Source organism: Pseudohaliea sp., assembly GCF_040217025.1.
Lineage (GTDB): Bacteria > Pseudomonadota > Gammaproteobacteria > Pseudomonadales > Halieaceae > Pseudohaliea.
Window position 1 is genome coordinate 335211 of the sequence record NZ_JAVJOA010000010.1, and the last position, 12511, is coordinate 347721.

A 12511-nucleotide genomic window follows, 5' to 3' on the forward strand; every position below is an offset into this window, starting at 1 on the left:
GCCTACACCGCCTGGCGCAGGGCGTCGGCGATGTCGCGCCGCGCCGCCCGCCGCGCCGGACCCAGCGCCGCGAGCACCGGCGCGAGGAAGCCGGTGAGCGCCGCCAGGGCGCTGACCGGCAGGCTCAGGCGCACCAGCGCCACATAGGCGATGTCCGAATTTGGCGGCGGCGGCATGGGAATCCCCACCGCCGAGATCGCCAGCGCCAGGCCATTGCCCAGCGCGACGCCGAGGAGCGCGCCCGCCAGCCCGAGCATCGCACTCTCCGCCAGCACCAGGTTGCGTACCAGTGTGCCCCGGGAGCCGCAGGCGCGCAGGGTGCCGAACTCGGCGGCGCGCTCGTGCACGCCCATGTTCACCGCGTTGCCGACGGAGAGCAGCACCGCGAGCAGGATCACCACCACCAGGAAGCCGAACTGCTGCCGGTAGAGCTGCACCGTCTGCCGGTAGAAGGGGTTCAGCGCGCGCCAGTCACGCACCCGCCAGCCCCCGCCCAGGCTGTTCCGCAGGGCCGCAGCGACCCGGTCCGTGGCCGCGGTGTCGGCGAGGTGGATGACCGCGACGTGCACGCCGGGGCTGTCGAGCAGGCGCTGCGCCGCCGGCAGCGGCACGCGTACGGCGCGCGCGTCGTAGTCCTTGGAGAAGCTGCGGAAAACGCCCACCACCTCGAACTCGAGCAGGTTGATCGCACCGGCCGCGGTCGTGGTCGTCAGCGTCACCCAGTCACCGACAGCGACGGCGAGTGCCTGCGCCACCCCCGCGCCCAGGACCGCCGCATACTCGTCCGCGGCGGCGAGCTGCCGCCCCTCCACCAGCTCGATGTAGGTACCCAGGCGCGCCTCGGGCGCCGGCTCGATGCCCTCGGCGACCACCGCCCAGTCCACCCGGCCATTGCCGAGCAGGCCGTCGAAGGTAGTGCGGAACATCACCTCGCGCACGCCCGCGGGCGCCGCCAGCTGCTTGCGCAGGGCCGCAGGGTTTCCGATACGCGCACCTTCCGCCAGGCTGCCGCTACCCGGTCGCCACGCGTCCCGCGACACCTGCAGGTGCCCGGACTGGGAGCGGATCATGGACTCGCCCAGTTCCACGACCGTGTCCTTGATGAAGCCCCCCGCCAACACCAGCGCCGCCACGCCGGCGGCGATGGCCAGTAGCGTCAGCCCCGAGCGGCCGCGATGGCGCAGCGTGTTGCGGGCGGCGAGCCGGAGGATGTCCGGGGCCAGGCTCATCGCACCTGCCGCAGGCAGTCGACGATCGCCAGGCGCGAGGCGCGCCAGGCCGGGTACAGTGCCGCCAGGGTCGTGGTGGCGCAGGCGATGCCCGCCGCCTGCAGGAAATCCGCGGGGCGCAGATAGAGGCTGGCCGTGTAACTGCGGGCGAAGGTGGGCGGCGGCGGCATCTCGATGGCGAGAAGCTCGAGCACCACGCCCGCCGCGAGTGACACGGCAATGCCGATCACCGCCCCGAGGGCGCCGAGCAGGACCCCTTCCACCAGGAAGTCCCGCAGCACCTCGCGGCGCCGGTGCCCCAGCGCGAGCACGGTGCCGATCTCGCCGGTGCGCTCGAGCACACTCATGAGCATGGTATTACCGATACCCAGGAGCAGGATGCCGACGACGATGGCCTTGAGCAGGGCAAGCTGCTGGCCGAAAAGGGCCGCGGCGCGGCGGTAGAACTCGGCGAGCGCCGGCCAGGACTGGACGTCGAGCGCCTGCCCGGCAAGCGCCGCCCGGGCCCGGACCAATGCCCGCTCCGTGTCCGCCGTGTCCTCGAGAAAGACGCGCCAGCTGTGCGCACCGGCTACCTGCAGCAGCTGCCGTGCCAACCCCAGCGGTAGAACCAGCGCCGCGTCGTCCAGCTCTTCGCTGAAGGCGCTGAACAGGCCGACCACCGGCGCCTCCACCGCCGAGAGCTGGCCGTCCGGCGTATTGGCCAGCAGCACGACGTTGGAGCCCACGGCCGCGTCCAGGCGCTCCGCGAGCCCGCGGCCGAGCAGCAGCTGCCGGTCCTCACCGGCCGCCAGGCGCCGGCCTTCGACCAGGCGCAGCGCGCGGTCGTCACGCAGGTCCACTGCCGGGTCCACCCCCTCGGCGACGAAGGGCAGCGTCCGGTCACCGTGGCTGGCGAGGCCATTGACCAGCAGCCGCGGCGCCAGGGTAGCCGGCACACCGAGCTCATCCGCGGCTAGCGGCGGCTCCGGGGGCATGAGGAACGCCGCCGGATCGCTGCGGCCGCGCTCCTGGAACCCGGGCCGGGTGATCTGCAGGTGGCCCGTATCCGAATGGATGGTTGCCTCGCGGAACTCCCGGAACAGGGCGGCGTTGAAACCGGTGGCGAGGAGCAGCGCAGCGACGCTGAAGGCAACAGCGCCCAGCGAGGCGATCGAGCGGCGCCACTGGCGGCTGAGGTTGCGCCAGGCCAGGGCGAGTATCGCCAGCCAGCGCCCCCCCATCATGCGTCCTCGACCCGGTAGCGGAACTTGCGCTCGTGATCGAGGCCCATGCCCCAGGAGAAGTCCTCGTAGGGCCAGACACGAACGGCGGGAGCTTCACCACCACGCCGGGCAACGACCGCATCCACAAGCACCTGCAGCCCGGCGGCGAGCACCGCCGGCGCCTCGCTGCCGCCGGGTCGGCGCTGCACGTGCCAGACGAGGGTGCCGGCCTCGCGGCGCAGCACGAAGGCGCCGGACAACGCGGCGGCCAGCGCGGGGTCGCGGTAGAGCAGCGCCTTACAGCGGTCCACGGGCCAGCCGGACTCATCGGCCGCCGGCTTCCGGCCGAGGTGCGCGATGACCGGGAATGGCAGCCGCTCGAGCGCGGCGCGCCGGCCTGGCTCCAGCGCGTCCAGGTCTTCGGGGCGCAGCTGCCGGGCCCGGTCCCCCGTGCGGTAGCGGATCATGGGTATAGGTGCCTTGGCGTCCAGCATGGTGATCACCAGGTCGCCCGCCCCCTGCTCGTCCGGCTCCACGATCTCGACCAGGCTGCGCAGCGGGCTGTAGGCGAAGAAGGTAGGCAGGAGCGCGTCCGGGTCCGCGCGATGGAGGGCGCGGCGCAGGTCGATGGTCTCGGCGGTCTCGAAGAACAGGTTGAGGCCGAGTTCACCTACCCCCATGGAGCTGCGCACGCGCTGCTCCCCGGGCTCATCCAGGGGAATGGCCAGCGCTTCTGCCAGGTAGCTGCGGAATTCCTCGCTGAACGTCTCCTCCCCGAGAATGACCCGCGGCGCCAGTGCCGCCCATTCCAAACGCAGCTCGGCCGCATAGTCGAGCAGCCGCTTGGCGAAGAGCGGATCGATGACCAGTATGCATTGCTCGAAGCGCGGCCCGGCCTGGCGCAGGATGGCGCAGGCCATGTCCTCGCGCACGCTGACGTTGGCGACGCAGACCGACCGGGAATCAAAGACCACCCCCATCGGCAGGCAGTTGACCAGCAGCGTCGAGCGCTGATCCGTGCCGAAGGCGTGCTCGAGGCCCAGGTCGATATCGAAGGGCGTGAGGCGCTTGTCGCGCCAGGTGGAGACGCCGAAGGCGAAGTTGGCGCCGCCGTGTCCGGAGCTGGTCAATACGCCGGCCAGATCGCCGACAGGTACATCATCGGCAATCAACTCCTCGAGGGAGAAGCGCTCAAACAGGTCGGCTTTTTCCAGTATCGGGTAACGGGCCAGGGCGTCACGATCTTGCGGCGGATGGGTGCAGTCCAGGCCTGACTCGCAGTAGATCATACGATACGCAGCGGACTGTGCGGCCGCACGCCCTACGGCGCGAGGCAGGCGCTTGAGCGCCCGGTGTTCCAGGGAAGCGGGGCTCTGGCGGTAGAGCAACCCGAGCAGCGCGCGGCGGCGCCAACGGGCCCAGGGCGCGGCCAGCCCCATGGTTCAGCGCGCCTGCCGGAGCCCGGTGCGTTTCTCAGCCATGCTGGAACCAGTCCAGCAACTTGGGGTTATAGCTGCGCACGAGGTCCTCTAGATCGCGAAGATCACCCAGGTAGGGGGTGACCGGCCCGTAATAATCCTGTTCCGGCCCGATGGGCTTGAAAACAAAACCGTAAAGGGCCAGCACCTTCGCCAGCGATCGCTCCATGGCGGCATACCAGTAGCGGATGCCGTGGGCGCGGCTGTAGCGATACATCTCGCGATACAGGCCAAGCACCAGTAGCGGCGCGTTGACCCGCTTGTCAGCGCCCTGTTCACCGGGTGTGCGCGGCCCCTCGAGGTCGGCCGGGTTGATGCCGTACACCGTGTCACCGGCGCGACGCCGGTAGGAGCGGTCGACCGCGAGACGCGAGACTTCGGCGCTCTCTGCCGGGTCCGGTGGCTGGAAACCCGGAAAGGGCTGGCAGTGGGCTTCATAGGGGAATGGATCTCCCGGAGGTACCAGCACCAGGCGAGAGGTGCCGACGATCCGATGGTCGGCATTGCGCGCAGCAAAATGCGCTGCGGCGGGATCCCAGTTGTCGCGCTCGAGGCCATCGGGGTAGTGGTCAGTCGGCATGAAGCCACATTCTTCACAGAAGATGGAGAAGCGCAGAGCGTAGAGTTTCTCAAGGTTCTCGGTGGGCGCACCCGGGGGGAACACCTCCAGTTCAAAGTACTGGTCAAGCGCGGTCAGTGCCTGGGCGGCAACAGATCCCATAGAAGCCCCTTCTGAGCTCATCCTGAGCCCTCTCTTCCTGTCCTCGGCACGATAACACGAGTCTATCGCGCGTCGTCATGCTAAGCGCAAGCGGGTGTGATCGCCATCAATATCGAGTGTCAGCAGTTTTTACAGCCAGCATGCAGTAGCCCCGCGGCACGCCCCCTCGAAAACCTCAGCCCCCTGTTTTTTAGGGGATTTTTCTACTATGGCATGTGCGTTGCTCTGACTCATACGAGCTCAGCTTGTGGCCTAAACCGAAGGTTGAATGCCAACGGAAGCTTAAATGACCAGGGTGCGTAGACGCACGCTAAAGACTCAGGAGATGCAGAAAATGAAGATCTCGACCTCAAAAATTTTAGGAGCAACCGCGCTCGCCGCGGCGCTAACCAGTGGTGGAGTCGCCGCAGCCCCGTCCTTCGGCCAACTTTACTTTACCCAGTTCGCCGGATGGGACCCGACTTCCTTCCAGTTTTTCCCCGGCGTCACAGGCCTTACCGGGCTGGCTGCGGGCCCTGCCGCTCCCGCAGGCGCACCGGCGGGTACGGTCACGGGTATGTCGTGGGAAGCCGCATCAAACGGTAATGAAAGCCGCATCGACATTTTTTCCTGGGACGATGGGTCTAGCCCGCTCACGCTGCAAAGTGACCTGAGCACGCCCGACGCTGACGGCGAATGGAATCCGGGGGACTGGTGGGTGATTGATACCCTGATTCAGGAGAATAACATTCTTGACGTTGATTCGACGCCGATCCCCGACCCGCTGTGGATTGCCGACACCCTCGCGAACCTGACGATCTACACGGACGCGGGGCGCACCGATGTCCTGGGAGCGGATCCGAACAGCCGGGTTCGTATCGAGTTCTGGGAATCGCTCAACCAGGACGATGTCGCAGACTGCTCTGGCGCTAACCCGCTTGCCACAGGATGCGATGACGTGTTCCGTATTCTTGAAACGGAGCTCGATCCGATCACCTTCACGCGCGACGGGTTTGCTTACGATATCGACTTCACGCTGATCCCCGGACCCTCACAACCCTCCGGCAACCTGTCGCTGGTGTGTCCTTCTCCGGACCCCCGTTGCGCGGGTGTTACCGTAGACGATGGGGAGATCTGGGTGTTTACCGAGGAGGCTGCTCCCGGGTTCAGCGCCATCAACGTAGCCATGAGCTACTCAGTCCGTGAGGTTCCGGCCCCGGCGGTACTCGGGCTCATGAGCATTGGTCTGCTCGGTCTGGGCTTCGCAGCCCGCCGCCGCAAGGATAACGCCTGACACAGGCGTATCACTGCTGGACAGGGCTGCTATCGAGTAAGCGAAAAAGGCGGCCACCTGTCTACCTGAATGAGAGAGCGGCTCTGATGAGAGCCGCTCTTTTTTCAGTGTCTATCGAGAAAATGCAAGGCGATCACTGCGGGCCTGCATCTCTTCAGGCGCTTTTCCATTAAAGCAGCAGTGCTGACCTCCGCAACTCTTCCAGCCCGCACCCTGAAAAAAAACGTGTTACGAGGGGCGCAGCATTTCATTTACGGCGCCGCGTGATATTGAGGCTACTCGCAAATGACCTAGCCAAACTTCAGGGTTAGCTAGGCGTTTAGTGATCAGATACATGCATTCAGCCATAAACAGCCTGCGAATCAGCCAAAGCGGAATCGCCGTGATTCTCCTCTTCTGGCCGCGCCCAGCACTCTCCAGACGCAATTCTTGGTTTCGTCTGACACTTAGTGCCCCTATGCCCTGATAGTAGTCTCTCAGGTATCGGATACGCTGTCGGTCCGGCTCAATAAGGTGGCTGACAGACGCTCCCGGCAACCATAAACCAGAGTACCCAGCCTCAAGGACAGCAGTCATCACTGCAGACTCTTCCCCACTAAGCATCTCCGTGCCCTTTCTACCTAGCTCCAGATCGTACAGAAAATGCTTTTGAACATGCCGCCTTACGGCAAAATTTGCTCCGTAGGGGAGAGTGTCCGGGCACAAACGGCATTCACTTGACCCAAGGTCTCTTGAGGCAAACGCAGCTTCAACTGCCCGCCAGCCCTCGGAGAGCCAGGACGCTGGTGAACCCTCGAAAACAGGCTCTATGGGTCCACCAAAAAAAGCAACGGACGGATTACGAGTACAGGCGCTTGCGTACTCCAACAGCCAATTCATACTCACCAGCACATCATCATCTGTCCATAAGAGAAGCTCTCCGCGAGCCTCGTGTACACCTCGATTGCGCGCAGCCGACAGGCCCTGCACAGGCTCCAAAACCTCCCGGATAGGAAGAAGCGCAGAAAATGACTTGACTATTCGGGATGTATTATCAGTGCTGTTATTGTTTACAACCAGTATTTCCCAATCACCCTTCTTCGGAAGAGCGATCTCAGTAAAGCGGGCAAGGCACCGCCTGAGTGATTCCGCACGATTCCATGTGCATATGATTACCGACAGTTGCATACACACCAACTCAAGCGATTAATCAGTGCGAGAGGACAGAGAAGACCTCTTATCGAGTGAGCCAGATAATTGCGCGCCGCATCCAAAGAGATCTTCATGCAAAAGCATAAACGAGAGGACCTTGAACTTGGCAGAGCCGATTATTGCATCTTCAAGCTCTACGTTTTCGCGCCAACTGGGAAGGCTAGCGTGCAAGGCTTCCCTAGACAGGAATTGGCTGCCTCTCTCGCGAACAGGGTCGACCCGCCTCCTAACTCTTTGCCAACTCGGCCCATTAAAGTCAAAAACCCGATAGTAAAACCGTGACTCAGCGCGGTTTTGGAGCAATTTGTGCAACCGCCAGGAAAAATCGGATGCTCTCGGCAAGCCCTCGCGAAACCGCCGCCAAGGCGACATTCGGATATATCCAAGCGATTCTGAATTCTGGTCCAGCGGGACGGAAGCCAGCTTGGGAAATCGGGATGCAATTATAGAGGCTTGGATTCTGCGGTCAGCGAAGTGACTGAAAGGCCAGGTCGCCACTAACTGCAGTATCTTCCGGTCTATGTAGGGCAGCACAGGCCAACCGCCGAGTGTAAGCCGCCATGCAATTGAGCCAATGTAATACCGTTGCCGATGGAGCATATGAAACTGCCAGAACTTCTGAAAATCTCTCCCTTCAAACTGATCAAGGCGGTTCCGCATGCTCTCAAGAACATCCTTGATCGTAGCTTCAGTCGTTGAGGAAGAGAGCAAATCTACAACCTGTTCCTCTGGAAAGCCATAATGGCTCATGTATTTCAGTGTCTGCTCGAACTCCAGGTTGCCAGTGAGGGGGGACCTATTGCACTTGAGGTTGCCGTCACCGAGGACTCGATCTCCAAAATACCCTGCGACAAAAGGTAAGCTGTTTTTCTGAAGCATATCGGCCGAGGCGTGGGGTGCAAACGAGCCAGGAGCGCCTTGCAAGGACTCCAAGAGAATTTGACGCTCCGCGTAAGCTATTGCACGCGAAGGATCTATATCATCGAACACGTAGCGCCAGCCGAGTGATCGAGCCACGGAGCGAGCAACCTTGATCTCCTGATCTGAACTGCGACCAATGGATAAGGCGAGGACATCCTTGCGCGAAAAGTGTCTCGACAGGTAACCGGCCATCAGCCTACTGTCCTGGCCTCCGGAGAGAAGGCATGAAACACGCTTTAGATGCTTTCGCATACCAGAGAAGCAATCATCAAACACCGCATCCAACTCGTGCTCGGCCTCCCGCAAACTCTGGCCAAAACGCTCGTCCGTGAAGGCCAGCGAAGCGCAAGGGGTTTCTACGGCGCCCTGGCCGAGGCTCCAACACATCGCATGACCGGGCTGTGTCCGTCTGACTCCGGCATACAGAGACTCACAATTTGCTGCGTGCGAAAACATCAGCATGGAGACTAACGCCTTCTCATTCGGGACCGCGGAATGACACGGATGCGCAGCAAAAAGCGAGGGAGAAGTACCAAAAAGCAGGAAATCTGGGGAAGTCGTGAAGTATAGAGGAAAAAAGCCCAGAGTATCGGTGCCTAACCACAGGCGCTCATGATGCAATAGTACCGCGCAGTAATACCCATCGCCGCCCGCAACGACAGCCAGACCGTCTCCTGATGTACCTGAGGACCGCAACAGTTCAAGCGCACTATCCGCAGCCCCCAGCCCGGCCCCCCAATAGTCACCAACTACAAAGGCGGCTGCTCCCGCCCCTGATGATGGACTACCCTCGTCTGTCGCTACTGATACAGGTGCTGAAGGCGAGGCATAACACCGCAGCATCAGCGGCCCGCAGTCCAGTTTGTGCTCAACCAGATTGCCGATGTATGGACGAACAGCTTCGATTTGCTTACAAAAAGCGCGCCTGTTCTCATTGCTGGTATCGTAAAGACCTACGATTACCGCCATATCTTAGTTTCCGCTAATTAGGCGTGCTACACCGGCTCGTGTAGCCGATGTAAATCGCAGGATTCGTGCACGCCTGATTACACCATCCAGACTTCGCAAGATCGCGTCATTTGGTGCGTAACGGCTTGCTGCGTGCCTTCGGATGGCGATAAGTTCTACCAACTGGCTCCTGCTCTTGGGATTCAATCGACCACAAAGTTGGGGTGTTATATCGTGTGGGAAGCAACCACGGTGGCAGGCCTTGACCGCCCAAAAGTTGAGCATCGTCCGAATGCATTTTTCGCAGTATCCACAGTTTCGATCCAATTCCACGCCTTGCCAGCAAACGCGCAGATTTGAGATTACAGTGTCACCACAATTATCTGTGAGCCACTTCACCTTTTCGGTTCTATCATGACCCGCACCGTCATGGTGAACATTCATAATGCCTGTGGAGAGCAAAGGATCCGTCAGCGGTAAGGAGCCCCACGGAATCTGCAAGTCCTCGTAAGGCTTTCCGCTAGCAACAAATGCGTGCGAAAACTGCTTCTGGAAGAGCAAGAAGTTGCTTGCCAAGTGCATACCGAAGCAATCCTCCCAGGACGTTGCAAGTTGCCGCGAATTTGTTGCAACCCTGATCAGACTGATTTCGGAGACATCCAGTTGCCGCGATGCGCGCTCGATGGCACCTGAAAAGGAGCGCTGATCATCAGCGGGAATATCGAGACCAAGCACCATCATCGCTGCAGACGGACGGTGACGCTGACGCCCTGCTGCACCGACCAGATGCCTCTGAAAAGAGAAAGTGGCGTCTACCCCCCCGGAGAACGCGAACAGCCCATCTCCACGCTCACTGGAAGGCTGCGCTTCGAGCTCCCGCGCCGCTTTAACCTCAATTCTGCCGTAGTGACGAGGGCACCAACGGGACCACATCTCTACTAACTGTTCTATTCCATCAAGCAGCGTGGGCGAAACAACACCCTCCAACACGACGTCTCGCCGTTCAGCCATGGCCAAGAATATCACCGCGGGAAGTACATGATCGCCGCGCTCATCCGAGGGTAAGCATGTCTGTGCGGCCTCATCCAAGCCATGCCAGAGTGTAAACTTGTCGAATGCTCCGCCGGAAACGCGCCAGTTGACCTTGAAGAGACTGCCTTCCCTGGCGGAGCCCGCGGGCCGAAGAGTTATCTGACGAGAACTCACGGTGATATGACTGACGTGCTTCTGGGGCTCATCAAAAGCAGGTCAACCCTCTCGTATGCATCCGAGAGCGACGGCACCGCGTGACAGATATCAGTACCTGTGTTCCATAGCTTGCGAAATCTGTTGATCTTGCCATAGTTGTTATCGAGCACGACATGGGGAATGCCCATAAGTGTACAAAGAATATGCCCATGCAGACGATCCGTGACGACTACACGGCCCCTTGAGAGCAACCCAAAGCCAACCAACAGCCGCTCTCTGGCCAGAGAAGTAAACAATCGTCTTCTAAAAGCAGTAAAGAAACGCGCCGTCGAAGGATATCTGGAAAAGAACTCGCCAAAGATACCGTATGTTAATTGGAAAGGTCCTGCTTGCTGCTCGACCCAATCAGCTTTCGCAAAAGACCAATCGAACCCCTCAGGTGCACTGAACCCGACAGTCCTCTCCTTATCGGTTCTCAGCAACGCGAAAACATCATAGTCAGGCTCCTTGGAACGAGGCAACTGACTTAGGTGCAACGCCATATCCGGACACATAACGACGTTACACTCATAGAGCGACTTACAAATAGCGAAACTCTCTTCATCACGCAGCAACAGGTGGAAGTCCCGATGTTGGCTGAATATCAGTCTGCTGTCTTCAGCTGTTGCTTGACAGCCAAAAAAAACTGACTGCGGAAGTTGGATGATGCGATTATGAGGGTAGGCTAGCAGCAGCCTTTCTCTCATCACTTGGTGAGAGGGCCAGATATCCCCAAAGTTTCCACCACCATTGATGAGTATGGTGCAATCCTCTGGAAGCGAAGGGAGTGCGTGATCGTGAACACTGCCATCGCCAACCCAGAGTATGCGGGAGGTGGTTCTATGGCGGGAGAGATAATCTATCGTGCCCAGCCAGATAGCGCTATCGCCAACATTCGTATAAGTGGGAAAATCGAAAAGCGCTACTGGCTTGCCGACAGGGACAAGACTAGACAAGCAATCGCCAATTACCGCTTCGTAGGGCTGCATTGATTAATGCTCTCCTAGTACCTCAATGTGCCCAGCATAGCAACTTTCCTCAAAGTACTCTTTCCGTGTCGTGGCCCAAACGCACGAGTTCAGAGCTTACCGCCTCGGCCCGACCCTTCATGCAGCAGCTTCAACTCATCATCGATCGGCTTTACGGCCACGCTTGGGACGATAAACCCAGACCTCACGATCTTCGATCACTACAACCACACCAAAGTATTCATCTATGAACGCAAGCCGCTTCGCGCCATCGGGCATCGGGGGAGCGATAGGACCAAGTATCTCCCAGGTAGGCGTAGCAGGATCATACCTCCACAGGTGATTACTCTGATAATCAATCAGCAGTCCCATTCGGGTGCCGGGGTCATAGAACATGGCGCTAGAGGAGTCATGACCGATTGGCCACAGCTGAGCCTCTGCCGGCTTTGAAAGAACGTGGCGCCATGATCTAAGTTCTATGTTGAACTCATAGGTATCAGTACCCTGCTGTGCCACGATCATTTGCCTTTCGCTGTCAAGATAAGCGACCTGCTCTCGCGTAGGCGCCTGTTCCGAGAAGTCGCCGGCGCGCGAATTGGCCTCGAGGTTCAACCAAGAGCCGCTGTGAAGGTCATAGAGCCAAGTACCACGCATCTGCCAGTTATTGCCATGCCAAACAGCGCCCTTCATCGCGGGCACATACTGGAGAAGCCCTCCGAAAATTGATCGGGGCGCCTCGCCAATGCTTGGCAAGCGCGACCAGCGTCTCGCCTTGGGATCAAAACTCCACAAGGGCAGCCCACCCGCTAAATCACCCGGATCCAAGCCGATGGAGATGGCCGCTTCTCTGCGGTTGGTGACCCAGGTATTCATCCAGAGCAACCGCTTCCCGTCACTATCATAAGTCACCCCGGACCAGGTATGCCCGATCACAGCCGGTCCCCCGCGACGGGTCTGCAGAACCCCGTCCTTGAGAACGACATCTGACGGATCCTCTCCTAAACCGAGATAGTCGCGTGGATTATCAGGGGCGTAGAGCAAGATCCACTGCATCTCGCAGAGATCAAACTCCCAAACATCATTCAGGCGGTGCGGACGTCCATGATTTGCCCCGAGATAGAGCGCTGTCCTGCGCTCAGGCGACCAGACCATCCGGAGCGAATAATCCCGAGCACGAGGCCCGGTGCGATGCAGATTAAAGCGCCGCGCCACATCATTGAATGGCCCATTTACCTCTGCCTTACCCAAACGGGTTGCGGACCCGGGTGCGAGGGCCGCCAATCGACGTGCTGTGGAGGTTGAGCAGTCTACTGGAGACGAGCCTGCCTCAGCCGTTGAAACAGATGCCAG

The 12511-nt window shown here is 60.4% G+C and carries 10 protein-coding genes; 1 reads left to right on the top strand and 9 read right to left on the bottom strand.

Annotated features, from left to right (window positions below; genetic code table 11):
* Positions 1 to 2 precede the first annotated feature (2 nt).
* From RKE50_RS12955 to RKE50_RS12970, 4 genes are read right to left on the bottom strand one after another with little or no spacing between them, the layout of a single operon-like run.
* Positions 3 to 1229: an ABC transporter permease gene (locus RKE50_RS12955; protein ID WP_350036929.1), complete on the bottom strand. Its 1227-nt coding sequence runs from the start codon at positions 1227 to 1229 to the stop codon at positions 3 to 5.
* Positions 1226 to 2455, bottom strand: a complete 1230-nt coding sequence (locus RKE50_RS12960) for an ABC transporter permease (protein WP_350036931.1) — start codon at positions 2453 to 2455, stop codon at positions 1226 to 1228. Before RKE50_RS12960 ends, RKE50_RS12955 begins: the two co-directional genes overlap by 4 nt.
* Positions 2452 to 3873 (bottom strand): phenylacetate--CoA ligase family protein, encoded by a 1422-nt coding sequence (locus RKE50_RS12965; RefSeq protein WP_350036933.1) that lies wholly within the window; start codon positions 3871 to 3873, stop codon positions 2452 to 2454. Before RKE50_RS12965 ends, RKE50_RS12960 begins: the two co-directional genes overlap by 4 nt.
* 34 nt (positions 3874 to 3907) lie before the next feature.
* A complete protein-coding gene (locus RKE50_RS12970) occupies positions 3908 to 4633 on the bottom strand; it encodes a PEP-CTERM/exosortase system-associated acyltransferase (protein WP_350036935.1) in 726 nt (241 codons plus the stop codon).
* Positions 4634 to 4967: 334 nt separating this feature from the next.
* Here RKE50_RS12970 and RKE50_RS12975 point away from each other — a divergent pair, with 334 nt between their 5' ends.
* Entirely contained in the window at positions 4968 to 5906 is a 939-nt protein-coding gene (locus RKE50_RS12975) for a PEP-CTERM sorting domain-containing protein (protein WP_350036937.1), read from the top strand.
* A 228-nt stretch (positions 5907 to 6134) separates the two neighbouring features.
* Here RKE50_RS12975 and RKE50_RS12980 read toward each other — a convergent pair whose 3' ends face one another.
* The 5 genes from RKE50_RS12980 to RKE50_RS13000 all read right to left on the bottom strand — a co-directional run bounded on the left by RKE50_RS12980 (position 6135) and on the right by RKE50_RS13000 (position 12313).
* The gene (locus RKE50_RS12980; RefSeq protein WP_350036939.1) at positions 6135 to 7073 is read right to left on the bottom strand and encodes a glycosyltransferase; all 939 of its coding nucleotides are present in this window, start codon (positions 7071 to 7073) and stop codon (positions 6135 to 6137) included.
* An 18-nt stretch (positions 7074 to 7091) separates the two neighbouring features.
* Positions 7092 to 8987 carry an asparagine synthase-related protein gene (locus RKE50_RS12985; RefSeq protein WP_350036941.1) on the bottom strand — a complete coding sequence of 632 codons (1896 nt, stop codon included), beginning with the start codon at positions 8985 to 8987 and terminating at the stop codon, positions 7092 to 7094.
* A gap of 3 nt (positions 8988 to 8990) precedes the next feature.
* Positions 8991 to 9977, bottom strand: coding sequence for a hypothetical protein (locus tag RKE50_RS12990; RefSeq protein ID WP_350036943.1), 987 nt, complete (start codon positions 9975 to 9977; stop codon positions 8991 to 8993).
* A 191-nt stretch (positions 9978 to 10168) separates the two neighbouring features.
* Positions 10169 to 11182 carry a polysaccharide pyruvyl transferase family protein gene (locus RKE50_RS12995; protein WP_350036945.1) on the bottom strand — a complete coding sequence of 338 codons (1014 nt, stop codon included), beginning with the start codon at positions 11180 to 11182 and terminating at the stop codon, positions 10169 to 10171.
* 138 nt (positions 11183 to 11320) lie between these two features.
* Positions 11321 to 12313: a Kelch repeat-containing protein gene (locus RKE50_RS13000; RefSeq protein ID WP_350036947.1), complete on the bottom strand. Its 993-nt coding sequence runs from the start codon at positions 12311 to 12313 to the stop codon at positions 11321 to 11323.
* Positions 12314 to 12511: the final 198 nt, after the last annotated feature.